Below are 22926 nucleotides of genomic sequence, written 5' to 3'. Positions count from 1 at the left end.
ACCAGCGCGGTCACCTCCGGCGACCTGACCCGCTCGATCACGGTCGACGCCGAGGGCGAGCTGGCCGACCTGAAGGACAACATCAACTCGATGGTCAAGTCGCTGCGCGAGACCACGACCGCCAACGAGCAGCAGGACTGGCTCAAGTCCAACCTCGCCCGCATGTCCGGTCTCATGCAGGGCCACCGCGACCTGGCGGCCGTCGCCGAGCTGGTGATGAACGAGCTGGCCCCGCTGGTCAGCGCCCAGTACGGCGCGTTCTTCCTGGCCGAGGAGAACGAGCTCCAGCTCATCAGCGCCTACGGCTACCCGGCCGACCCCGGCAGGCCGACGCGCTTCCGGCTCGGCGAGGCGCTGGTCGGCCAGGCCGCCCGCAGCCGCCGGGTCATCGCCGTCGACGACGTGCCCTCCGGCTCCGTCCGGATCTCGACCGGCCTCGGCACGATCGAGCCCGCCTCGGTCGTGGTGTTGCCGATCGTGGTCGAGGAGCAGGTGCTCGGCGTGATCGAGCTGGCCTCGGTGCAGGCGTTCACGCCGGTCCACCGGGCCTTCCTCGACCAGCTCATGGAGACGATCGGCGTCAACCTGAACACGATCGTGGCCAACGCCCGCACCGACGAGCTGCTGGCCGAGTCGCAGCGGCTCGCGGCCGAGCTGCAGGCCCGGTCGGAGGAGCTGCAGCAGCAGCAGGAGGAGCTGCAGCGCTCCAACGCCGAGCTGGAGGAGAAGGCCACGCTGCTGGCCCGCCAGAACCAGGACATCGAGACCAAGAACCTGGAGATCGAGCAGGCCAGGCAGGAGCTGGAGGACCGCGCCCACCAGCTGACGCTGGCCTCGACGTACAAGAGCGAGTTCCTGGCGAACATGAGCCACGAGCTGCGCACGCCGCTCAACTCGCTGCTCATCCTGGCCCAGCTGCTGGCCCAGAACCACACGCGCAACCTGACGCCCAAGCAGGTCGAGTACGCCGAGATCATCCACTCGGCCGGCTCCGACCTGCTCCAGCTGATCAACGACATCCTCGACCTGTCCAAGGTCGAGGCGGGCAAGATGGACATCAACCCCGAACGTGTGCCGTTGCGCCAGCTCCTCGACTACGTCGAGGCCACGTTCCGGCCGATGACGTCGCAGAAGAGCCTCGACTTCACGATCACGAACGCCCCCGGCATCCCGGTGGAGGTCGTGACCGACGACTCGCGCCTGCGCCAGGTGCTGCGCAACCTGCTGTCGAACGCGGTCAAGTTCACCGAGACCGGCAGCGTCGAGCTGCGCATCGAGCCGGCCGCCCAGGAGGAGCTGCCCGCCTCGGTGCGCCAGCACGGCGCGGCCATCGCCCTGCGGGTGGTCGACACCGGCATCGGCATCGCCGCCCAGCAGCTGGAGGCCATCTTCGGCGCGTTCCAGCAGGCCGACGGCACCACCAGCCGCAAGTACGGCGGCACCGGCCTCGGCCTGTCCATCAGCCGCGAGATCGCCCACCTGCTCGGCGGCGCGATCGGGGCGCAGAGCACGCCGGGCCAGGGCAGCGTGTTCACCCTCTACCTGCCGATCGCCCGGCCGGACTTCATCGGGCTCACCCCGAAGAAGGCCCTGGCCGACCCCTCGGTGATCGTCGAGGCCGCCCGCGTCGCCACGCCGGAGCAGGAGGCGGCCGCGCCGGCCAGGTCCCACCAGCCGCAGCCGCGCCGCCTGCTGGTCATCGAGGAACGGCCGCAGGGCCTGCTCTCGCACGTGGCCGAGAGCGTGGTGACGGAGCTGGCGCTGAGCAAGGACGAGACGATCGAGATCGTCACGGCCGCCGGAGCGCAGGAGGCCGCGGCCACGCTCGCCGCCGACCCCTGCCACTGCATCGTGCTCGACCTCGACCTGCCCGACCAGAGCGCCTACCGCCTGCTGGAGGCCATGGACGGCGACCAGGGCCTGAACTCGGTGCCGGTCCTGGCCTACAACAACTGGCGGGCCAGCTCCCAGCAGGCGGTGCCGTTGCAGACGCGCGAGGGCGGCCAGCCGCTGGAGCTGCTGTCCAGCCTCGACGAGCTGCGCGAGCGCATCGCCCTGCACCTGACCGCCGACCAGCCCGGCGACGTGCTGCCGCTGATCCGGGCCGGGAACGTCAACCAGGTCGCCGGGGCCGAGATCGACACCTCGCTGACGGGCCGGACCGTGCTGATCGTCGACGACGACGCCCGCAACCTGTTCGCGCTGACCAGCATGCTGGAGGTGCACGGCATCGACGTGCTGCACGCCGAGGACGGCCGCAAGGGCATCGACACGCTCGTCGCCCACCCGCAGATCGACCTGGTGCTGATGGACGTGATGATGCCCGAGATGGACGGCTACACCGCCACCGCCCGCATCCGCGCGATGGCCCAGTACGCCGACCTGCCCATCATCGCGGTCACGGCCAAGGCCATGCCGGGCGACCAGGAGAAGGCGCTGGCGGCCGGCGCGAGCGACTATGTGACCAAGCCCGTCGAGGCCGACCATCTCGTCGAACGCATCCGCCACTGGCTCGGCGCCTGACCCGTCCCCCTCAAGGAGCAACGCAGTGCACCAGCAGCACGATCCGGCGGCCGCCGTGCCGCCGGAGCGTACCGAGCCGCCCAACCTCGGCCGTCTGGCCGCGACGGTCGCCCGCCTGCACAACCAAGTCCTGGAGGCCCAGCGGGCCGCCGAGGGCCGCGCCCTGGTCGAGGTGGCCAAGGGCGTGCTCGTCGAGCGCCTGCAGTGCAGTCTGGCCACCGCCGCCAGGCAGCTCGCCACCCTGGCCGAACAGGCGGGGGTGACGCAGCTCGAACTGGCCGCCGACATCATCAACCAGGCCGCCCACGACCGCATCAGCGAGGCCGCCCGCGACTTCCTGGACTCGACCCGCGCCGAGGAGTCGGCCGAGGAGTCGGCGGAGGTGGCGGTGCGGCTGCGCACCGCCGAGAACGGGGCGCTGACCGCCACCGACGCGCAGGCCGTGGCGCAGTCGTTGCTGGAGCACGCCCTGTCCGCGCTCGGCGCGACGACGGTCGCCATCTGGGAGGCCGGGCCGGACGCGTCGCTCACCCTGGCCGGGTACGCGGGGCTGGCCGACGAGGAGGCCAGGCGCTGGCGTTACGTGCCGCCGGGCGTGGCCACGCCGGCCCGCCGCGCGCTGCTGGCCCGCGGCACGGTGTGGCTGGACGACCTGGCCGTCGTCGGCCTGCCCTCGATCGGGCAGCGACAGACCCCCGGCGCGCGGGCGACCGCCCCGGCCGGCACGGGCGGCCGGATCCTGGGCGTGCTGGAGATCGGCTGGCCGGACGCGAGGCCGCAGCCCGACCCGCGGGTCATCAAGCAGATCGAGGTGCTGGCCGACCTGTGCGCCCACACCTTCGAGACCGCCGACCAGGCGGTCCCCGAGCCGCAGGTCGTGCCCGAGCTGGTCGACCTGGCCGACGCGCTGCCGGACTCGACGCTGGTGCTGCGCCCGCAGCTGGGCACCGAGGGCCGGCTGACCGACTTCCGGATCGTGCACGCCAACCCCCGCTTCCTCGACCCGGCCGGGCGGCCGCGCGGCGAGGTCGTCGGGAGCCTGTTCCTGGAGGCGTACCCGCTGGCCGCCGAGGAGGGCGCGCTGCTGGCCAGGATCGAGCACGTGCACGCCACGGGCGAGACCTTCAGGGCCGAGAAGATGACGATCACGGCCATGGTGGACCAGATCCCGCTGCACACCGTCGCGGGCGTGGCGATCATCCGGCTCGGTGACAGCGTGCTGCTCATCTGGCGGCTGCAGGACCAGGACACCCAGCTCGCCAACCTGCTCCAGCACGCCCAGCGCCTCGGGCGCATCGGCGGCTTCGAGGAGAACCTGCTCACCGGCGAGATCGTCTGGAGCGCCCAGCTCCACGACCTGTACGGCATGTCCCTCGACGAGCCGCCCATCCCGCTGGAACGCCTGGCCTCGCACGCCCACCCCGACGACGCCGTGGCCATCGGCCGGTTCGTCCGGGCCGTGCTGCACCACCGCCGTCCGGCCTCCACCGCCTACCGGCTGCAGCGGTCCGACGGCACCGTCCGGCACATCAGGGTGGTCGCCGAGCCCGTCTTCGACGACAGCGGCCTGCTGCTGTCCATCCGCGGCGCCTACCAGGACATCTCCTCCCAGCACTGGACAGAGGTGGCGCTGGCCGCCACCCGTGACCAGCTCGCCCACACCGAGCAGCAGGCCGCCGAGCGCAACCGGCTGGCCCTGCAGCTCCAGCAGGCGATCATGCCGCCGAGCCGGGAGCCGCTGGAGGCGTTCGACCTGCAGATCGCCGTACGCTACCGGCCGGCCGAGAAGGAGCACCTGGTCGGCGGCGACTGGTACGACGCGGTCGTGCTGCCCACCAAGCAGATCCTGCTGTCGGTCGGCGACGTCGCCGGGCACGGCATCGAGGCGGCCACCGGCATGGTCGTGCTGCGCAACGCGCTGCGCGGCCTGGCCGCCACCGGCGCCGGGCCGGCCCAGCTGCTGACCTGGCTCAACCTGGTCGCCCACCACCTGACCGCGAACGTCACGGCCACCGCGATCTGCGGGCTGTTCGACCCCCGCACCCGGGTGCTGCGCTACGCCAGGGCCGGGCACCTGCCGCCCATCCTGGTCCGCGACGGCCAGGCCAGGGAGCTCGACCTGACCAAGGGCCTGCTGCTCGGGGCGGTCGCCGAGGCCGAGTACGAGGAGACGCACGTCCAGCTCGCCTCCGACGACATCCTGCTCATGTACACCGACGGCCTGATCGAGCGCCGGGACGTCAACCTGCACGAGTCCCAGCAGCGGCTCCTGGACACCGCCCGGCACCCCGCGGCCACCCTGGAGCAGCGTCTCGACCACCTGCTGACGCACAGCAACTCCGACACCGACGACGACACGTGCATCATCGGCGCCCGCCTCCAGTAGCCGTCCGCGCCGCGCCCGCCCCGCCTGCCCCCCGGGACGCCGGCCGGGGCGGGCGTTTGCCGGGCTTTCGTCTGGTAAGCAACCGTAGCCGGGTCCCCCGCCACGCCACACCCAGGCAGGACTGATCAGACCATGGGCATGGAACCGGAGCTACGCTGTCCCATCAGCACCGATCTCGACGCCATCCGCCGCCTCGTGCGCGACCACGCCGGCCGCGCCGGGCTGTCCGGTGAGCGCCTGGACAACTTCGTGCTGGCGGTCAACGAGGCGGTCACCAATGTCCTCGACCACGGCGGCGGCACCGGCACCGTGGTGGCCCGCACCGGCTCCGGCGGCGTCACGGTGGAGATCTCGGACGAGGCCGGCCGGCTCAGCGCCGCCCACCTGGCCGCGGCCGAACACGGCCGCGCCCACTCGGCGGGGTTCGGCTTCGGCCTGTGGCTGATCCAGCACCTGTGCGACCGCGTCGAGCTCGACCAGAGCCCGCAGGGGTCCCGGTTACGCCTGCACATGAGCGTGCGGACCGCCCACGACCGGCCGCCCGGCACCCTCGTCCATCAGGGCTGCGACCCGGCCGAGCCCGGCCCGGCCCGGCCGGATTTCCCGGAACCCTAGGATGAGGCAATTTCCCGGAACCCTAGGATGAGGCAGGTGAAATACATGCTGCTCATCTACAGCAACCCCGCCGCCCAGCAGGCCGTCGCCGACGGGTTCGACCAGGTCATGGCCGAGGTCGACGCGCTCATGGCCGAGCTGGAGGCCAACGGCGAGCTGGCCGGGGGCCAGGCGCTGGGCGACCCCGCCTCCTCCAAGACCGTGATGGTGCGCGACGGCGTGCCCGCCGTCACCGACGGCCCCTTCCTGGAGGCCAAGGAGTACCTGGCGGGCTACCTGATCGTCGACTGCGCGAGCGTCGAGCGGGCCACCGAGATCGCCGCGCGCTGGCCGGACGCGCGACTGTGCGCCATGGAGGTGCGGCCCGTCATCGACGAGGTGGCGGAGTGATCGACGGGCTGCTGCGCGAGCTGGCGCCGCAGGTGCTCGGCGTGCTCGTCCGCCGTTACGAGCAGTTCGACGCCTGCGAGGACGCCGTCCAGGAGGCCCTGCTCGACGCCGCCGTGCAGTGGCCCGAGCAGGGCGTGCCGGACAACCCGCGGGCCTGGCTGATCACGGTCGCCTCGCGCCGGGTCATCGACCACTTCCGCAGCGAGAGCGCGCGCCGGCGGCGGGAGGAGAGCGCGGCGGTCGCCGTCCCGGCCGACGAGTTCGTCGAGCCGGCGCCGGGCGAGGAGCGCACGCCGTCCGGCGACGACACGCTGACGTTGCTGTTCCTGTGCTGCCACCCGTCGCTGTCGGAGCCCTCGCAGCTCGCGCTCACGCTGCGGGCCGTGGGCGGCCTGACCACGGCGCAGATCGCGGCGGCGTTCCTGGTGCCGGAGGCGACGATGGCCCAGCGCATCAGCCGGGCCAAGCAGCGCATCAGGTCCACGGGGGTGCCGTTCGGGCCGCCGCCGGAGCCGGAGCGGGCCGAGCGGCTGCGCGTGGTGCTGCACGTGCTCTACCTGATCTTCAACGAGGGTTACACCGCCACCTCCGGGCCCGACCTGCAGCGGCCCGAGCTGACCGGCGAGGCGATCCGGCTGGCCCGGCTCGTCCACCGGCTGCTGCCCGGTGACGGCGAGGTCGCCGGGCTGCTGGCGCTCATGCTGCTGACCGAGGCACGGCGGGCGGCGCGCACCGGGCCGGGCGGCTCGCTGGTGCCGCTGGCCGAGCAGGACCGCTCGACGTGGGACCGGCAGCTGATCGAGGAGGGCGTCGAGCTGGTCAGCAAGGCGCTGGCCACCAGCGCGCTGGGCCCGTACCAGTTGCAGGCGGCTATCGCGGCCGTGCACGACGAGGCGCCCACCGCCGCCGAGACCGACTGGCCGCAGATCCTGGCGCTCTACGGCGTGCTGGCCGGGCTGGAGGACAACCCGGTGGTCCGGCTCAACCAGGCCGTGGCCGCCGCCATGGTGCACGGGCCGCGGGCCGGGCTCGACCTGCTCGACGGCCTGTCCGCCGACGACCGGCTCGCGGGCCACCACCGGCTGGCCGCGGTCCGCGCCCACCTGCTGGAGATGGAGGGCGACGCGGAGGGGGCGGCGCTGGCCTTCCGCGAGGCGGCCCGGCGTACGCTCAGCCTGCCTGAGCAGCGCTATCTGGAGGGCAAGGCCGCCCGGCTGGCTTGACAACGATTTTTTTCGGTGCGATCGTTTCAGGCATGCACGAAGTGGCAGTGATCGAAGACGCGGCGGCCGCCGAGGCGTCGCTCGACCCGATGCGGTCGAAGTTGCTGGCCGAGCTGGTCGAGCCGGGCTCTGCCACGTCCCTGGCCGCCAAGGTGGGCCTGGCCCGGCAGAAGGTCAACTACCACCTGCGCACCCTCGAACGCCACGGGCTGGTCGAGCTGGTCGAGGAGCGCAGGAAGGGCAACGTCACCGAGCGCGTCATGCAGGCCGCGGCCGCCTCCTTCGTGATCTCCCCCACGGCCCTGGCCGCCGTGCAGCCCGATCCCGCCCGCTCCCCCGACCGGCTGTCGGCGCGCTGGTTGCTGGCCCTGGCGGCGCAGCTCGTCCGCGACGTCGGCACGCTGATCACCGGCGCGGCCAAGGCGCAGAAGAAGGTGGCCACGTTCGCCATCGACGGCGAGGTGCGCTTCGCCTCGGCCGCCGACCGGGCCGCGTTCGCCGAGGAGCTGACGCAGTGCGTGACCTCACTGGTCAGCAAATATCATGACGAGTCCGCGGAAGGCGGGCGGGACCATCGTCTGATCGTCGCCGTGCACCCGTCCGTGAAGAAGGGCTCCTGAGGTGGGGCACGAGTTCGAGATCCCCCTGGAGTCCCTGGTCGAGGCGACGCCCGAGCAGGTGTGGGCGGCCATCACCACCGGGCCGGGCATCGACTCGTGGTTCATGGGCCGCAACGAGGTCGAGAGCGGCGCGATCCGCACCGCCTTCGCCGGGGCCGAGCTGCCCGAGTCCAGGGTGACCGCCGAAGACCCGCTCAAGCGTTTCGCCCACTCCGGCGTCCCGGGCCCCGACGGCCGGTTCGTGGCCTACGAGTTCCTGCTGGAGGGCCGCGGCCAGGGCAGCACCCTGCTCCGCATGGTCACCAGCGGCTTCCTGCCCGGCGACGACTGGGAGCAGGAGTACGAGGCGATGTCCACGGGCGTGGCCCTGTTCTTCGCCACGCTGACGGAGTACCTCGGCCACTTCGCCGGCCGGGCCGCGACCCCGCTCACCGAGTCCGGCCCGCCGGTGAGCGACTGGCCGCGCGCCTGGCGGGCCCTGTACGCCGCCCTCGGCGGCCGCCCCGAGCCCGGCGACGCCGTCCGGCTCGCGCCGCCCGGCCTGCCCCCGGTGCAGGGCGTGGTCTACTTCCGCAACGCCCAGACCGTCGGCGTGCGCGCCCCCGACGCCCTCTACCGGTTCGTCCAGGGCATGGGCGGCAGCATGCTGGCCATGCACCTGCTGTTCGGCGACCCCGCGGGTCAGGCTCCGGCCTGGCGGGCCTGGCTGGAGGATCTGCCCGCGGATCGGGCATGACATCCGGATGAACGTGGTGGCGCTGTCCGACACCCACGCGCCCCGGCGGTGGCGCACCTGCCCGCCCCGGGTGGCCGAGCACCTGCGCGGGGCCGACGTCATCCTGCACGCCGGCGACGTCTGCGTGCGCTCGGTGCTCGACGAGCTGGCCGCCTACGCCCCGGTGCACGTGGTGAAGGGCAACAACGACGGCTCCGACGTGGTGGCGCCGGAGACGCTGGAGCTGACCCTGGAGGGCCTGCGGATCGGGATGATCCACGACAGCGGGCCCGCCAAGGGCCGCCTGGCCCGGCTGCGCCGCCGCTTTCCCGAGGCTGCCCTGGTGGTCTTCGGCCACTCGCACATCCCGCTCGACGAGTCGGGCGAGGGGCTGCGCATCTTCAACCCCGGCTCCCCCACCGACCGCCGCCGCCAGCCGCACGGCACGATCGGGCTGCTGACCGTCGAGGACGGCGTGCTGACCCGCGCGGAGATCGTGCCCGTCAGCTGAGCGGCTCGACGGTGACGGGCACGCCGTTGAGCGCCGCCGTACCGGTGAGCTCGTCCAGGAGGCGGGGGTCGGTGAGGTCGTTGGCGCTGGCGCCCCCCAGCGTGGCCGCGACCGACAGCAGCACGCCCGGCCCGTCGTGGCCGTAGCCGTGGGGCAGGCTGACCACGCCGGGCATGACGTCCTCGCTCGCGCTGACCTCCACCGTCACCTCGCCGCTGCGGGAGCGCACCCGGACCGGCGCGCCGTCGGTGAGCCCGCGGGCGCGCAGGTCGGCCGGGTGCATGAGCAGGTGGTGCCGGGGGCGGCCCTTGGCCAGCCGGGCGGAGTTGTGCAGCCAGGAGTTGTCGTCGCGCAGGTGCCGGCGGCCGATCAGCAGCAGCCCGGCGGGGGCGGCGGCCAGCAGCTCGGCGCGGGCGCGGTCGAGCCCGTCGAGCAGGACGGGCGGCGCGGCCTGGACGCGGCGGCCCGGCGTGCGCAGCCGGCCGGGCAGGCTCGGTTTGAGCGGGCCCAGGTCCAGCCCGTGCGGGTGGCGGCGCAACCGCGCCACGCTCAGCCGGTACGGCCCCGCCCGCAGCCCGAGGTCCACGATCCGCTCCGGCGAGAGCCGCAACATGACCCGGTCGGGCAGCGACCCGGCCCGGACCAGGCGGCGGTATCGCCGGGCCAGCTCGCGCAGGATCTCCCAGTCGTGCCGGGCGTCGGCCGTCCTGGGCAGCACGGCCGGGGTGTAGCGGGCGTGATCGCGGACCGCGACGAGGTTGAAGACGAGGTCGTAGTGGTCGCGTTCGAGCAGGTCGGTGGGCGGCAGGATGACGTCGGCGTGCCGGGTGGTCTCGTTGACGTAGAAGTCGAGGCTGACCATGAAGTCGAGCCCGGAAAGGGCCCGTGACAGCTCGTGCCCGCCGGGGGCCGAGCGCACCGGGTTGCCGGCGATGGTCACCAGCGCCCGCACCTGCCCCTCGCCGGGCGTGCGGATCTCCTCGGCCAGCGCCGCGGCGGGCAGCTCGCCGCCGAACTCCGGCAGGCCGCGCACCCGGCTGCGCCACCTGCCCTCGTGACCGGGGTCGATCAGGCGGTTGCGCACCGGATCGACGGCCGGCCTGCTCATCAGCGTGCCGCCGGGCCGGTCGAGGTTGCCGGTGACCAGGTTCAGCAGCTGGATCCCCCACTGGCACAGGGTGCCGAACCGCTGGGTGGACACGCCGATCCGGCCGTAGGCGGCGGCGCCGGGGGCGGCGGCGAACTCGGCCGCGATCCGGGTGATCACCTCGGCCGGCACGCCGGTGACGGCCGCGGCCCGCTCCGGCGTGAACGCCTCCAGCGCCGGGGCCAGCCGGTCGAGCCCGTCCACGTAGGGCGCGGGACGGGCGGCGCCGCCGGCGACGATCAGTCTGACCATGGCCAGGATGAGCGCGGCGTCGGTGCCGGGGCGGACGAAGTGGTGCTCGTCGGCGAGGCGGGCGGTCTCCGTGCGGCGCGGGTCGAACAGCACCATCCGGCCGCCGCGGGCGCGCAGGTCGCGGATACGCCGGACGACGCCGGGCGCGCTCATCACGCTGCCGTTGGAGACGGCCGGGTTGGCGCCGAAGGCCAGGAAGTAGGCCGTGCGGTCGATGTCGGGCACGGGGAGCAGCCACTGGCTGCCGTACAGGTGGCGGGCGACGTACTGGTGCGGGAGCTGGTCGAGGGAGGCGGCGGAGTAGCGGTTGCGGGTGCCCAGCAGGCGGGCGAACGGCGGCGCGTGCGTCAGCGCGCCCAGGCTGTGGACCACCGGGTTGCCGAGGTAGACGGCGACGACGTCGGGGCCGTGCATGATGCGCGTCCCGGCCAGCCGGGCGGCGACCCGGTCGAAGGCGTCCGCCCAGGAGACCTCGCGCCAGCCGTCCGGGGTGCGGACCACGGGTCGGCGCAGCCGGTCGGGGTCCTCGCGCACGTCCTGCAGGGCCACGGCCTTGGGGCACAGGTGCCCGGCCGACAGCGGGTCGTCCTCGTCGCCGCGGATGCCGGTGATCCGGTCGCCGTCCAGGTCGACGCGCAGGCCGCACATGGCCTCGCACAGGTTGCAGGTCGCGAGCCGGGTCACCATGTGACCAGGCTATGAGCGCACGCGCCCGTCCCCGAGACGCCACCCCGGCGACCGTCCGGCCAGGTCGGCGCGGTGTGCGCGGCTCGGGGCCGGTCAGGCGCCGCGGTCGCGGGTCAGGGCGCCGCCCGCCATCGGCGGCAGGGGCCGGTCGTGCAGCCACGCGGTCAGCAGCGCGCCGGCCGGGACGTGCCGCTCGGCGTGCGCGGCGAACTCCCGCGTGGTGACGCTGCCGTACCGGCGGCTGTCGGCCCAGGAGCGCAGGATCGTGAAGAACGCCTGGTCGCCGGCCGCCCGGCGCAGGGCGTGCAGGGTCAGCGCGCCGCGCTTGTAGACGCGGTCGTCGAACAGCGTGGCCGGGCCGGGGTCGGCCAGCACGAAGTCCTGCGGCAGCGCGGCGAGCCTGCGGTGCCAGCGCAGCGCGTGCTCGTCCGCGGGCGGGCCGCCCGAGCGCTCCGACCACAACCACTCCGCGTACGTGGCGAACCCCTCCTGCAGCCAGATGTCGGCCCACCCCGCCACGGTGAGGCTGTTGCCGAACCACTGGTGGGCCAGCTCGTGCGCGACCAGCCGCTCGCAGCCGCGCGCGCCGTCGACGTGGTTCCTGCCGAAGATCGACATGCCCTGCGCCTCGACCGGGATGTCGAGGTCGTCGTCGGCCACGACGACGGTGTAGCCGCTGAACGGGTAGGGCCCGAACAGGTCGCCGAACAGCGCCATCATCTCGCCCTGGCGGCCGAAGTCGTGCCGGACGCGGGCGGCCAGCCGCGCGGGATGGGCCAGGCGCGTGCCGCCCGCATCCGAGAGCTGGTAGCGGCCGATCTGCACGCTGGCCAGGTACGTCGCCATCGGCTCGGCCTGCTCGTAGACCCACGTCGTGGTCCCGGACGCCCGCCGCCTGGCGGTCAGCACGCCGTTGGCGATCACCTGGTACGCCGGCGCCGTCGTCACCGAGATCCGGTAGGCCGCCTTGTCGTCCGGCCGGTCGTTGCACGGGAACCAGGAGGGCGCGCCGATCGGCTGACCGGCCACGAGCGCGCCGTCGGTCAGCTCCTCCCAGCCGAGCCCGCCCCACGGGCTGCGCACCGGGACGGGCGTGCCCGCGTACCGCGCCTCGACGACGGCGTGCTCCCCGGCGGCCAGCGGGCCGGGCAGGGTGAGGCGCAGCTTGCCCTGGCCGTGCGTGTGGCGGACGGCCCGGCCGTCCACCGTGACGCCCTGGACGCGGAAGTGGCCGAGGTCGAGACCGAGGTCGGCCAGCGGCTCGGCGGCGCGGACCGTCAGGCGGGCCGTGCCGTCGAGCCGGTTGGCCGCGACCCGGTAGTGCAGCGCCAGGTCGTAGTGCTTGACCGCGTACCGGTGGTCGCCGTGCCCCGGGAAGTACGCCGTCATCGCCACGCCGAGACGGGGTTGCCGAACCACCGGCTGCCGCCGGGCAGCGCCTCGCCGCGCATGACCAGGGACGCCGGCCCGACCGTCGTGCCGGCGCCCACCCGCGCGGCGGGCAGGACGACGCCGTGCGGGCCGAGCGTCGCGCCGGCCTCCAGCGTCACCGTGTCGATGCTCATGACCCGGTCGTGGAACAGGTGCGTCTGCAGCACGCATCCCCGGTTGACGCACGCGCCGTCGCCGAGCGTCACCAGATCCGCCTCCGGCAGCCAGTACGTCTCGCAGGTGACCCCACGTCCGATGCGTGCCCCGAGGGAGCGCAGCCACACGTTCAGCGGGGCGGTTCCCAGCCACGGCTGGGCGAACCAGGGCGCGGCCAGCACCTCGACGAAATTGTCCGCCAGCTCGTTGCGCCACACGAACGAGCTCCACAGCGGCCTGTTCCCGGCCCTGATCCGACCGACCAGCGCCCATTTGGCGGCCGTCGCGACCGCCGCGGCGAGCACCCCGGCGGCCAGCACGACCAGCCCGCCCAGCGCGGCGGCCACGGCGAAGCCGTGACCCGCGGCCAGCCACTCGAACGCGGCCACCGCCAGCACGGCCAGCGCGACCACGCCCATCGCGGGCACCACCCGGCACACCTCGACCAGCGCCCGCGCCGCCCGGTACCGCGCGGGCGGGTCGTAGGTCCTGCTGCGGTCGGCCTCCTCGGCGGTGCGGCGCAGCTCCATGGGCGGCATGCCGACGTACGAGGAGCCCGACTTGGCCTTCTTGGGCGTCGCCGACAGCACGCCGACCAGGCCGTCCTTGGGCACCTTGCGGCCGGGGGCGGTCATCCCGGAGTTGCCGAGGAAGGCGCGCTTGCCGATCCGCGCCGAGGCCAGGCGCATCCAGCCGCCGTCCAGCTCGTACGGGGCCACCATGGTGTCGTCGGCCAGGAAGGCGCCGTCGCCGACGGAGGTCATCGTGGGCAGCGCGAGCACCGTGGACAGCTCGGCGCCGCGGCCCACCTTCATGCCGAGCGCCCGCAGCCAGACGGGCGTCAGGACGCTGGCGTACAGCGGGAACAGCCACACCCGGGCCGAGGCCATCAGCCGGCCGGTCACCCACGCCTGCCAGGCCGGACGGCTGTGCACCGGGTGGTGACCGGGGTGCAGCCCGAGGCCGAGCAGCCGCACGCCGGCCAGCGTGACCAGCGCGAAGAAGGCCATGCCGGCGACCGTGGCCAAAGGCACGGCGGCCAGGGCGGCGGCCAGCGCGCCGCCGAGCGTGGGCTCGTCCCCGGCGAAGGCGGCCAGGACGGCGAGCGCGACACCGGCCGCGGCCACCGGGAGCAGGCTGAGCACGACCGCGCTCACCCCGTACAGCGCGACCCACGGACGGGAGCGGGCGGCGCGCTCGGCCGGCCGGGAACGGCGCGGCTTGCCCTGCCGGAAGGCCGGGACGCCGGCCCAGCGCTCACCCGACGGGACCGTCCCGGCCACCGCGGAACCGGGGGCGACCTGCGCGTTCTTGCCGACGCGCGCGCCGGGCAGCAGGGTCGAGCGGGAGCCGACGGTGGCGCCCGCGCCGATGCGGATCTCGCCGACGTGCAGCACGTCGCCGTCGTACCAGTGGCCGGACAGGTCGACCTCCTGCTCGACGGAGGCGCCCCTGCCGAGCTTGAGCAGGCCGGTGATCGGCGGGGGCGAGTGCAGGTCGGCGTCCGGGCCGACGGTGGCGCCGAGCAGCCGGGCGTACCAGGCCATCCACGGCGCGCCGGCCAGGTCGGGCACGCCGAGCCGTTCGGCGAACCGCTCGGCGAACCACAACCGCAGGTGCACGCCGCCGCCGCGCGGGTGGGCGCCGGGGCGCACGCCGCGCAGCAGCAGCCGGGCGACCGCCGCCGACAGGCCCATGCGTCCCATGGGGGTGACGAACGCCAGCGCGCCGAGCGTCACCCACCACCACGACAGCCGCGGCGCCCACGGCGGGGCCAGCACGTTGCCGAGGGCGGCCAGCGGCACGACCCAGCGCAGCGCGCCCACGGTGAGCAGCGGGATCATGAGCGCGGTCTGCGCCAGCGCGGCGCGGGCCGGCATGGGGGCGGCCGCGGCGTGCGCGGGAGCCGGCGTCCCGCCCCTGGCGGCCAGCAGCTCGGCCAGCCCGGCGAGGGTCGGGTGGGCGTAGACGTCGCCGACGGCCACGTCGGGATGGGTGGCCCGGAGCACGGAGACCAGGCGGGCGGCGGCCAGGCTGGTGCCGCCGTCGGCGAAGAAGTCCGATCCGGGCCCTTCCGGGCGCACGCCGAGGATCTCGGTCCACTGCGCGGCCAGCAGCGCCTCGGCCGGGGTCAGGGCGGTGTCCGCGGGGGCCGGGCCGTCCAGCGGCCACGGGAGCGCGTCCCGGTCGATCTTGCCGGAGGTCCTGGTGGGCAGGGCGTCCACGGGGGCCAGGCGGGGCACGAGCGCGGCGGGCAGCGAGCCGGCCAGCAGCTCGCGGGCCCGTCCGGCGTCGAAGCCGGGCCCGGTGACGACGTAGCCGACGAGCACCTGGTGGCCGCCGCCCGCGGTGCGGACGGCCGCGGCCGCGCCGGTGACGCCCGGCAGCGCGTTCAGCGCGGCGTCCACCTCGCCGAGCTCGATCCGGCGTCCGCCCAGTTTCACCTGGTCGTCGGCGCGGCCGGCGAAGACGAGGCCCTCGGGCTCGGCGCGGACGAGGTCGCCGCTGCGGTAGGCGCGCGCCCAGCCCAGGGACGGCAGCGGCGCGTACTTCTCGGCGTCCTTGGCCGGGTCGAGGTAGCGGGCCAGGCCCACGCCGCCGATGATCAGCTCGCCGGTCTCGCCCATGGCGACCGGCTCGCCCACGCCGTCCACGACCGCCAGGTCCCAGCCGTCCAGGGGCAGGCCGATGCGTACGGGCCCCTCGCCCGTCAGGCGGGCGGCCGAGGCCACCACGGTCGCCTCGGTGGGCCCGTAGGTGTTCCACACCTCGCGGCCGGGCACGGCCAGCCGTTCGGCCAGCTCGGGCGGGCAGGCCTCGCCGCCGAAGATGAGCAGCCGGATGCCGTCGAGGTGCGCGGCGGGCCAGAGCGCGGCCAGCGTCGGCACGGTCGAGACGGCGGTGACGCCCTGCCCGGCCAGCCAGGGGGCCAGGTCCATGCCGGTGCGCACGAGCGCCCTGGGGGCGGGCACCAGGCAGGCGCCGTGCCGCCAGGCCAGCCACATCTCCTCGCAGGAGGCGTCGAAGGCCACCGACAGCCCGGCCAGCACCCGGTCGCCCGGGCCGAGCGGCCGCTCCTGCAGGAAGAGCCCGGCCTCGGCGTCGGCGAACGCGGCGGCCGAGCGGTGCGTCACCGCCACGCCCTTGGGCCTGCCGGTGGAGCCGGAGGTGAAGATGATCCAGGCGTCGTCGTCCGGGGTGGGCCGCTCGGGCGTGGCGGCCGTGGCCGCCCGGCGGACCCGCGGGACCGGGCCGCCGTCGAGCACGGCGTCCACGGCGGCCTCGGCGAAGACGAGTTCGGCGCGTTCGTCCGGGTCGTCGGCGTCCACGGGGACGTACGCGGCGCCGGCCGCGAGCACGGCGAGGATGGAGACGTACAGCTCGGCGGTGCCGGAGGCGATGCGCACGCCCACCCGGGAGCCGCGCCCCACGCCGGCCGCGGCCAGCTCGGCGGCGACCCGGCCGACCTCGGCGCGCAGCGACCGGTAGTCCAGGCAGACGGCGCCGTCGTCCAGCGCGGGCGCGCCGGGGTGGCGGCGGGCGGTCTCGTCGAGGATGTCGATCAGGGTGCGGGGCGGCGCGGCCAGCATGCCCGCCGGGTAGACCGCCGACGCGGTCCTGAGTCCTAAGTCTGCCGAGTCGGTGCGCAAACGCTGCTCCTTCGGTCGGGCGGTCGGCCCCGGCCCGTCAATGCCGCGGGCTGCCACTGGCGTGGCGTTCGCGCCACCTCCGTTCGCAACGGTCGGCGATTCGCCAACTATTCCATGATGTGACGGAGATCGCCGTGCCCGGCGGGGGCCGGGCGCGTCAGCGCAGCCAGGCGTCGACGGCGGCCAGCAGGTCCGCCTTGAGGGCGTCCGGGGCGAAGGAGGCCCTGATCGAGGCGCGGGCCAGCTCGGCCAGGACGTCGTCGCCGTACCCGAAGACCTCGCGCAGCCGCAGGTACTCCTCGGCCAGCGCCGTCTCGCCGTCGGTGTTGACCGTGACCGCGAGCCCGGCCTCGCGCAGGCGCGGCAGCGGGTGCTCGGCCAGCGACGGCACCAGCCCGAGCAGCACGTTCGACGTGGGACAGACCTCCAGCGGGACGCCCCGCTCGCGCACCTCGGCGACCAGCGCCGGGTCGTCCAGCACCCGGATGCCGTGGCCGAGCCGCTCGGTGCGGCCGAGGTCCAGCGCCTCGCGGATGCTCGCCGGCCCGGCCGCCTCGCCCGCGTGGTGCACCAGGTGCAGGCCCGCGTCCCCGGCCGCGGCGAACACCTCGGCGAAGGGGGCCAGCGGATGGGCCTCGTCGCCTGCGAGCCCGAGGCCGATCACCTCGTCGTAGCGGGTGGCCAGCTCGTACGTCCGCCACAGCCGCTCCAGGGGCCGCCGCCTGGAGTGGTCGAGCAGCACGCGGGCCTCGATGCCGTACCGCCTGCCCTCGGCCAGGCCGTCGAGCACCGCCTCCAGCGGCATCTCCGGGGCGCCCAGTCGTTCGCCGTGGGCGGCGGCGGTGAAGGTGACCTCGACGTAGCGGGTGCCCTGGGCGGCCTCGTCCTCGCAGAACTCCAGGGCGAGGCGCCGGAAGTGCTCGGGGGTGCGCAGCAGGTTGCGCACCTTGGCCCGCTGGTCGGCGAACTCGCGGAAATCGGCGAACGGGCCCTCGGGCTCGGGCGGGCCGCCCAGTTCGCGCACGGTCGCGGGCCGTACGGTGCTCTCCAGGTGGACGTGCAGGTGCGCCTTGGGCAGCAGGCGGAGGTCTCTCACTCTCCGGGAGGTTAGCGCCGGGTGATGCGGATTTTCGACTGCTTATGCGGGCCCTGCTCCCAGTCGTCCATGAACGTCGCTTTCAGTCCGTATTTGCGGGCCAGCTCGACCAGCGTCTCGGTGCGGTAGTAGAAGTCCTCGCGCAGGACGTGGTGCTCCTCGCCCTCGGTCCGGTCGAAGGTGAAGTCGAACCAGCCGTCCGGTTTCATGACGCGGCCCACGTTGGCGAAGCACTCCTCGATGACCTCGATCGGCGAGTGCGAGAAGACGCTGTGGGCGTGCACGACGTCGAAGTACTCGTCCGGCAGGAACGCCAGCCGCAGGTCGCGCACCGGCGCCAGATAGGGCAGCTTGTCCTGAAGGGCGTGCTTCTCGATCGTGTCCTGGGCGGCCAGCAGGATGTCGGGCGAGATGTCGATGCCGTAGTAGTTGCCGGTGAACAGGTAGCCGATGAACAGCCGGCCGGCGCGCAGGTTGCCGCAGCCGATCTCCAGCATCCGGCAGTCGGGCTTGAGCCCGTGCTCCACCAGGTAGTCGAACTGCATGCGTCCCAGGGCGAGCCAGCGCCGGTGCCGGTGCGACCCCACGGCGCCCTCGGGGTCGCGGGCCGTGTCGGACCTCATGACGGCGCGGTAGTAGGTGACGTGGTCGGGGCTGCGGAGCCGGAACCAGGTGTCGCGGGCCAGCCGGCGCAGGTGGGGGGCGATCCTGTGGGGGTGCCGGAACGCGTAGGCGGCCTGGTGGACGAGGCTCGTACGGGAGCGTTTCACGTTGGGCAGAGTAGGTCCGGCCCACCCGGCCCGCTCCAGGCTCCACACACTCCAGAGCGCCCCTTTACCTGCCCTTTCCCACCCCTGGACCGCTCTCCCCGTGGGCGACGGGGGACGTCGCCGCGGCACGCGGGTGCTCGGGTGGCCGTCGCCGGGGTGGACGGAGGTCGTGCCTGTCGCGGGTAGCGCCGGCGTCGCGGCGGCTGGTTCGGTCGACGAGGTGGTGACGCTCCACGTCCACGCGGCGAGCCCTGCTCGGCGTGTCGCGTGATGCTGCTCCCGGGCGCGAACGATCGGCTCCGGCAGCGGCGTTGTCAGCGGGTGGTCAGCGGCGTTGTGGGCGGGGCTGTCAGCTCAGGTAGTCGCGCAGCGCCATGGCCCGGGAGGGGTGGCGCAGCTTGGACATGGTCTTGGCCTCGATCTGCCGGATGCGCTCACGGGTGACGCCGTAGACGCGGCCGATCTCGTCGAGGGTGCGCGGCTTTCCGTCGGCCAGGCCGTAGCGCATCGTGATCACGCCTGCCTCGCGTTCGGAGAGCTGGTCGAGCAGGCTGTGCAACTGCTGCTGCAGCAGCGTGAAGGAGACCGCGTCCGCCGGGGAGACGGCCTCGGTGTCCTCGATCAGGTCGCCGAACTCGCTGTCGCCCTCCTCGCCGAGCGGCGTGCTGAGGGAGATCGGCTCCCGGCCGTAGCTCTGCACCTCCGACACCCGCTCGACGTCGAGATCGGTCTCGGCGGCGATCTCCTCGGGGGTGGGCTCGCGGCCCAGGTCGGACTGCAGGCGGCGCTGCACGCGGGCCACCTTGTTGATCAGCTCGACCATGTGGACGGGGATGCGGATCGTCCGGGCCTGGTCGGCCATGGCACGGGTGATGGCCTGCTTGATCCACCAGGTGGCGTAGGTGGAGAACTTGTAGCCGAGCCGGTAGTCGAACTTCTCGATCGTCCGGATCAGGCCGAGGTTCCCCTCCTGGATCAGGTCGAGGAAGAGCATGCCGCGGCCGGTGTAACGCTTGGCGATGGAGACGACGAGCCGGAGGTTGGCCTCCAGCATGCGGCGCTTGGCACGAAGGCCGTCGTCGGCGATCCACTCCAGGTCGGCACGCAGGTCGGAGGGCAGGCCAGGCTCGCTGTCGAGCCGTTCCCTGGCGAACAGGCCGGCCTCGATGCGCTTGGCGAGCTCGATCTCCTGCTCGGCGGTGAGCAGCGGGACGCGCCCGATCTCCTTCAGGTAGGTCTTGACCGAGTCGGCGCCGACGGCCGTGCCACCGTCGGCGATGGTGTCGTCCAGTTCGAGAACCTCTGCTGCTTGGGACAAAATTCTCTCCTCGCTCGCGTTGGGTGGACGCTCAGTGACTGAGCCGGCCTGCGGGCAGGGCCGGCGGGGAAACGTAGCGGGCCGATAGGCGTCGGGACCTTCAGGGCATGAGGGAACGGAAGAAGCGGGGCCTGGCAGGGCCGTCTCTGACCAGGCTACCCAACACTTCCTCGAACGTGGCTTCGACGAACACCCGATCATCGTTTCCCCGCCGGCGCCATCCACCCCCTGACCAGCCCGCCGACCCCGTCCCCTCGCCACCACCCCCGCCGACCGACGGCACTCCAGAAGACGCCCGCCCCCTCGCCCCGCCCCGGCCTGCTTCACGGCGACGGGCATCTCTCTGGCTTGACGAGGCCCTTCCGCTCGCGCCCGGCCTTCCTCGAAGGGGGCCCCACGCTGGACAAGACCATGAAGCTCCCGCCGGGCCACTCGCCGCGTCACCTGGCTGATCGCGATGTCCGACCCGCACGCTTTGGTGAGAGCCGGTCGCCACGCGTATGCGAAGACGCTGTCGATCAGGAACTGCGGACCGCGGATGCTCGTGCTGCCGCCCGGGTACGACACGGACGTCCACTGCGACCCCGGTTACGCCGTCCGACGCGGCCTTCCGGCTCGGTCACGGGCCACCCGTCCAGGTGCCGTTACGTGACCGAGCCGGAAGGGACGTACTTCCGGATCAACACCTGGTCAAGGACGGCTTCGCCGCCTGATGGCGGGTGCACCGGCACCGGTCCGCTGGTTGTCTCGGTGCACTAGGGGCATTGGATCATGCCGCCGTCTCCTTCGCTGGAGACCTGGCTGAAGTGGATGTAGCGGTCCGGCTGGCCCTGGCCGCCCCGCCAGGTGTACCAGCGGTTGTCCCCGCCGCTGCAGTCTCCACGAACCCAGCAGCGCGGGTAGATCTGCGTCCCCACATAGCAGGTGAAGAGGAAGTTGGGCTGTCCGAGCCGGGGAGAACTGCGGACGTTGCCGTCGTACCTGCACTTGAAGATCAGGGCGGTGGCTGTGCTGGCCGAGGCCACTGCGGGAGTCGCGGTGAACAGCACCGCAACACCACCCAGCGCTTCGACGGCGCTGCCCAGGCCGGCGGTCAGACGTCGAAGCGGCATCTTATTGATCACGGATTGCCTCTCGTGGCTCGATGAGGAGGCACGCCCAGTAGGCGTGTCGGGCTCAGTCTTGATAGCTGATGGATTGTCTGGAACCCGGCTTCACCGCCCCAGACCAACGTCGTCCGCGGATTGGTTGCAGCAGTTCATGGCGCCGGGCTCAGGATCGTCACCGAGTTCCGGCCTCGCCCGGCCGGCGAAGATGGCCAGGATGCCGGCCGGGTCCGGGGACCCCACGGTCACGGTTCAGCTTGACAGTTGATCTCGTAGGCACAAGATTGTTGCGCCTTCCCACCATCTCCAGAGGAACGTGATGAAGCGGACCGTCATGGGTGTCATCCTGATCGCGGGCCTGGCACAGCTCGTCGCCGTCCCCGCCCAGGCGGCCCCCGGAAACGACCCGGTAGAAGCGCTCCGAGCCACATTGACCCGCGGTAAGGGCGTGAACATCGTGTCCACCGCGAAGGTGGACCACGGTCGCGGCGGGTCCTACACCCTGGCCCTGGACGGCACGGTCGGGTTCGGGCCGCAAGGCGAGATCGCCTCTGACACGTCCCAGCGCGTGCGGTATGGCAAGACGGTGATGAGCGGTCTGAAGAAACTCGGCATGGCCGAGGACGCCGCCGCTGAAGAGCTGCCCCTGAGGGTGATCTCGTCAGGCCACGACGACTACGTCTCCGGCCCCCGATTCGCCGACGTACTGCCGCAGGGCACGAGCTGGGTGCGCTATCCGCACACCGATCTGCCGGCCAGCAATCCGCTGCTGGAGGTTCTGGAGCCCGCCACGCTCAAGACGCTGCTGGCCCACCGCACGTCCTGGCGGGGCGGAGTGGTGAAGGGCGTGATCAAGGCCGACAAGCTGGTCAAGGTGTCGCGTTCTTTCGCCTCGCGCTTTCGCGGCTACTCCTGGAGCGAGCCCGTCAGCACCATCTCCTACACCATCCGCCTGAGCACGGCTGGACTGGTGGAGCGAGTCACGGCCAAGGGGGTCATGCACCACTGGAGGGGGTCCGTGTTCCGGCTCACGGCGGACACCCGCTACTCCACTTGGGGACGGCAGGTCACCGTTGCGCTGCCTCTGCAGAGCGAGGTGCTCGATCAGGAGCAACTCGAAGGCAAGGTGCCCTACGGGGTGCCAGGTGCCTGGAACTAGCCGCTCGGCGCTGTTGCGACACCATGATCACGTGCGGTATTGATCACGGATGTCCTTGATACGGGTGATCACGGCCGTGGCCGAGCTGCTCGACAAGACCTCGCGGATGCGTCCGGGCCGCTCGTGGGACGATCCCGCGCTGGAGCAGGCGCTGCGCCAGGTACGGGCCGGGCGGCTGGAGCCCGGCCTGGAGCTGGTCCGCCAGGCGCGCGACGACCACGAGTCGCGTGCGCTGCGCGTCGAGCAACTGGGGATCGCCGCCCGCGCGCACACCGAGGCGCTGCTCCGGCTGGCCGGCGACGACCCCGACGCGTTGCTCTGGCTCGGCGCCGCCCGGATCCAGCAGGCGTGGGCGATCCGCGGCGGCTCCTCCGCCGCGCACGTGAGCGACCAGCGCTTCGCCCGCTTCCACGAGGTGCTGGCGCACGCCGCCGCCCCGCTGCGGCAGGCCGCCGAGGCCCGTCCGGACGATCCCGTGCCGTGGGAGCGGCTGCAGTGGCACGCGCTCGGCGCGCAGGCCGGCCGGCAGGAGCTCGACCGCCTCTGGACGGAGCTGACCGCCCGCGCCCCGCACCTGTATGCCGGGCACCGCACCCGCGTCCAGGTGTTGTGCGCCAAGTGGCACGGCTCCGACGGCGAGGTGCTGGCCTTCGCCCGCCACGCGGCGGACGCGGCGCCGCCGGGCGACCCGGTGACGGCGACGCTGGCGCTGGCCCACTTCGAGGTCGTGTGGAGCCGGATCGGCGAGTCGGAGCGTACGGCGCGGCAGGTTCTCGAGGGCTACTTCGGCGACCCTGAGGTGGCCGGCCCGCTGGTGGCGGCGGCCGGCAAGTGGCGCGAGGCCGGCCGGCCGCATCCGCGGGCGCTGGACGCCGCGCACCTGTTCGGCGCGGCGCTCTACCACGGCGGCCACCTCACCGGCGCGCAGCGCCTGCTGGAGGGAGTGGGCCGGCGGATGCCGGAGACCCAGCCGTGGGCGGTCGGCAGCCTGCTGCCGGGCCGCCACTACGCCCGCGTGCGCCGGGACCTCGGCCTCGCCTAGATCGCTGATGTGAAATTCGGTGATCGGCTGCGGGCGTGACGAAGGGCGTCCATGGTCGGTGTGTGAAGACTGACCTAGACGCCCTTCTGATCGCACTCTATGTGTATCTGGACGATCACGTGATGCCTT

16 protein-coding genes and 1 pseudogene are annotated in these 22926 nt (G+C 73.4%); 10 read left to right on the top strand and 7 right to left on the bottom strand.

Features of this window, described 5'->3' with window-relative positions; all coding sequences use genetic code 11:
- The 8 genes from ACFYYW_RS48925 to ACFYYW_RS48890 form a co-directional block, all read left to right on the top strand.
- Positions 1 to 2523, top strand: a 2523-nt coding sequence (locus ACFYYW_RS48925) for a response regulator (protein WP_387661444.1), incomplete at its 5' end; no start/stop codon positions are given.
- A 25-nt stretch (positions 2524 to 2548) separates the two neighbouring features.
- Positions 2549 to 4909 (top strand): SpoIIE family protein phosphatase, encoded by a 2361-nt coding sequence (locus ACFYYW_RS48920; RefSeq protein ID WP_387661441.1) that lies wholly within the window; start codon positions 2549 to 2551, stop codon positions 4907 to 4909.
- Between the two features lie 138 nt (positions 4910 to 5047).
- Positions 5048 to 5524, top strand: coding sequence for an ATP-binding protein (locus ACFYYW_RS48915; protein WP_387661438.1), 477 nt, complete (start codon positions 5048 to 5050; stop codon positions 5522 to 5524).
- 45 nt (positions 5525 to 5569) lie between these two features.
- Positions 5570 to 5914 (top strand): YciI family protein, encoded by a 345-nt coding sequence (locus ACFYYW_RS48910; RefSeq protein ID WP_352331477.1) that lies wholly within the window; start codon positions 5570 to 5572, stop codon positions 5912 to 5914.
- A complete protein-coding gene (locus ACFYYW_RS48905; RefSeq protein ID WP_387661435.1) occupies positions 5911 to 7137 on the top strand; it encodes an RNA polymerase sigma factor in 1227 nt (408 codons plus the stop codon). Before ACFYYW_RS48910 ends, ACFYYW_RS48905 begins: the two co-directional genes overlap by 4 nt.
- A 32-nt stretch (positions 7138 to 7169) precedes the next feature.
- A complete protein-coding gene (locus tag ACFYYW_RS48900) occupies positions 7170 to 7757 on the top strand; it encodes a helix-turn-helix domain-containing protein (protein WP_352329958.1) in 588 nt (195 codons plus the stop codon).
- A 1-nt stretch (position 7758) separates the two neighbouring features.
- A complete protein-coding gene (locus ACFYYW_RS48895; RefSeq protein WP_387661431.1) occupies positions 7759 to 8493 on the top strand; it encodes an SRPBCC domain-containing protein in 735 nt (244 codons plus the stop codon).
- A 7-nt stretch (positions 8494 to 8500) separates the two neighbouring features.
- Positions 8501 to 8983 carry a metallophosphoesterase family protein gene (locus ACFYYW_RS48890; RefSeq protein WP_387661428.1) on the top strand — a complete coding sequence of 161 codons (483 nt, stop codon included), beginning with the start codon at positions 8501 to 8503 and terminating at the stop codon, positions 8981 to 8983.
- On the opposite strand, the gene ACFYYW_RS48885 is transcribed toward ACFYYW_RS48890, so the two are convergent.
- From ACFYYW_RS48885 to ACFYYW_RS48855, 7 genes and pseudogenes are all read right to left on the bottom strand, one after another.
- Positions 8976 to 11069 carry a molybdopterin-dependent oxidoreductase gene (locus tag ACFYYW_RS48885; RefSeq protein WP_387661425.1) on the bottom strand — a complete coding sequence of 698 codons (2094 nt, stop codon included), beginning with the start codon at positions 11067 to 11069 and terminating at the stop codon, positions 8976 to 8978. The two genes, ACFYYW_RS48890 and ACFYYW_RS48885, sit on opposite strands and share 8 nt — an antisense overlap.
- Positions 11070 to 11162: 93 nt before the next feature.
- Entirely contained in the window at positions 11163 to 12458 is a 1296-nt protein-coding gene (locus tag ACFYYW_RS48880; RefSeq protein WP_387661447.1) for a M1 family metallopeptidase, read from the bottom strand.
- On the bottom strand, positions 12455 to 16306 hold the full coding sequence (locus ACFYYW_RS48875) for a Pls/PosA family non-ribosomal peptide synthetase (RefSeq protein ID WP_387661422.1): 3852 nt from the start codon (positions 16304 to 16306) through the stop codon (positions 12455 to 12457). The genes ACFYYW_RS48880 and ACFYYW_RS48875 overlap by 4 nt, the downstream gene beginning before the upstream one ends.
- Positions 16307 to 16463: 157 nt before the next feature.
- Complete coding sequence (gene add, locus ACFYYW_RS48870; RefSeq protein ID WP_387661419.1) at positions 16464 to 17402, bottom strand: adenosine deaminase; 939 nt, start codon at positions 17400 to 17402, stop codon at positions 16464 to 16466.
- Positions 17403 to 17413: 11 nt separating this feature from the next.
- Entirely contained in the window at positions 17414 to 18172 is a 759-nt protein-coding gene (locus ACFYYW_RS48865) for a class I SAM-dependent methyltransferase (RefSeq protein WP_352326527.1), read from the bottom strand.
- Positions 18173 to 18521: 349 nt separating this feature from the next.
- Positions 18522 to 19424, bottom strand: a pseudogene (locus ACFYYW_RS48860) (RNA polymerase sigma factor); the annotation flags it as partial.
- Positions 19425 to 20245: 821 nt separating this feature from the next.
- Entirely contained in the window at positions 20246 to 20602 is a 357-nt protein-coding gene (locus ACFYYW_RS48855) for a hypothetical protein (RefSeq protein ID WP_387661416.1), read from the bottom strand.
- 313 nt (positions 20603 to 20915) lie between these two features.
- Between ACFYYW_RS48855 and ACFYYW_RS48850 the strand changes: the two genes are divergently transcribed.
- Both ACFYYW_RS48850 and ACFYYW_RS48845 read left to right on the top strand, forming a co-directional pair.
- Positions 20916 to 21755, top strand: a complete 840-nt coding sequence (locus ACFYYW_RS48850) for a hypothetical protein (RefSeq protein WP_387661413.1) — start codon at positions 20916 to 20918, stop codon at positions 21753 to 21755.
- 49 nt (positions 21756 to 21804) lie between these two features.
- On the top strand, positions 21805 to 22797 hold the full coding sequence (locus ACFYYW_RS48845) for a hypothetical protein (RefSeq protein ID WP_387661410.1): 993 nt from the start codon (positions 21805 to 21807) through the stop codon (positions 22795 to 22797).
- Positions 22798 to 22926 lie beyond the last annotated feature (129 nt).

This window comes from Nonomuraea sp. NPDC001831, from assembly GCF_042892035.1.
GTDB lineage: Bacteria > Actinomycetota > Actinomycetes > Streptosporangiales > Streptosporangiaceae > Nonomuraea.
Note: the sequence above shows the minus strand (reverse complement) of the source record. Positions and strands in the feature narration are given on the sequence as shown.

Coding starts and splice junctions, on each gene's coding strand:
- ACFYYW_RS48900 (WP_352329958.1), top strand. CDS start 7,170: ATGCACGAAGTGGCAGTGATCGAAGACGCGGCGGCCGCCGAGGCGTCG.
- ACFYYW_RS48880 (WP_387661447.1), bottom strand. CDS start 12,458: ATGACGGCGTACTTCCCGGGGCACGGCGACCACCGGTACGCGGTCAAG.
- ACFYYW_RS48910 (WP_352331477.1), top strand. CDS start 5,570: ATGCTGCTCATCTACAGCAACCCCGCCGCCCAGCAGGCCGTCGCCGAC.
- ACFYYW_RS48890 (WP_387661428.1), top strand. CDS start 8,501: ATGAACGTGGTGGCGCTGTCCGACACCCACGCGCCCCGGCGGTGGCGC.
- ACFYYW_RS48850 (WP_387661413.1), top strand. CDS start 20,916: ATGAAGCGGACCGTCATGGGTGTCATCCTGATCGCGGGCCTGGCACAG.
- ACFYYW_RS48845 (WP_387661410.1), top strand. CDS start 21,805: ATGTCCTTGATACGGGTGATCACGGCCGTGGCCGAGCTGCTCGACAAG.
- ACFYYW_RS48915 (WP_387661438.1), top strand. CDS start 5,048: ATGGAACCGGAGCTACGCTGTCCCATCAGCACCGATCTCGACGCCATC.
- ACFYYW_RS48885 (WP_387661425.1), bottom strand. CDS start 11,069: ATGGTGACCCGGCTCGCGACCTGCAACCTGTGCGAGGCCATGTGCGGC.
- ACFYYW_RS48855 (WP_387661416.1), bottom strand. CDS start 20,602: ATGCCGCTTCGACGTCTGACCGCCGGCCTGGGCAGCGCCGTCGAAGCG.